At 73.1% G+C, this 940-nt stretch carries 1 pseudogene; it reads left to right on the top strand.

The window, feature by feature from the left end:
* Nucleotides 1-581: 581 nt before the first annotated feature.
* A pseudogene (locus AC5WRT_RS38925) lies at nt 582-698 on the top strand (hypothetical protein); the annotation flags it as partial.
* Nucleotides 699-940 lie beyond the last annotated feature (242 nt).

The raw sequence follows: 940 nt of genomic DNA, 5'->3' as shown, positions 1-940 counted from the left end.
GCACCAGACGCCGCGGACCCCGCCCTCCGGGCGGACGACGCCACTTTCGAAACACGCCATAGAACCAGGGTCTGTCCGACCGTTCCCGTCCGCCGCCCGACGCCCTGCACGCTCCCCCACTGCCCCAAGGCGTGGGAGGTGCCCGCACTCGCCGCACCGGCCCCGGACCCGAGTACGTCCAGTACGAGGGCCTGGGGCCGGCAGGCCGAGAACAGGCACCTGACGCCGCGCGGCCGCTCTTCGGGCAACGACGCGCATGGTCAGACAGACCCCAGGTCACCGGAGGGTCACCCACCGGTCTCGGCGGCCCGTCGCCGTGGCCGCTTCGATACCCGTCCGCAACACCCCGGATCGCACGTTCCGCACCCCCACGCCGTCACAGCCGAGACGACCCGCGACAGCGGGCGGCACTCAACCGGCGCAGGGGGCACGGGAGATGACGAGGAAACGGTGGTCGAGGGAATGGGCACGGACGGCTGCCGAGCCGGTCGCGGGGCACGCCCCCGGCAATCCCCGAGGCGCGGTCCGCCGGCCCCCGGGGCCGGCGGACCGCCGCCCGGCGGCTTTTGCACCGGCGGCGGCTGCTCGCGGCCGGCCTCGAACCGGGCGGCCGGGTCGCGGGCATGTCCCGGACCCGCTACGAGTGGACGGCCCTGGACTTCGCGATCTGGGCGGCAGGCGGCCAGTCCGTGCCTGTCGAGGGTGAGTTCACCGAGGAGAACGGGCTGCTGACGCCGTCGCTCAAGGTCAAGCGGCACGCGGTGACGGACCGTTATGACGAGCAGATCGATGAGCTGTACCGCGGGCGGCCGTAACAGCGAAACGGTGGGTCACCGGAAGGACCGGTGACCCACCGCCGCGGAGTACCGCTCAGCGGTTGTTGGTGCCGTTGCCGGACAGGGCCGGGATGTCGTCCAGGAGGTGCGAGAGCGGCTCGTCG

This window comes from Streptomyces sp. NTD91 (assembly GCF_059510455.1).
This window is presented reverse-complemented; position numbering and strand designations above follow the sequence as displayed.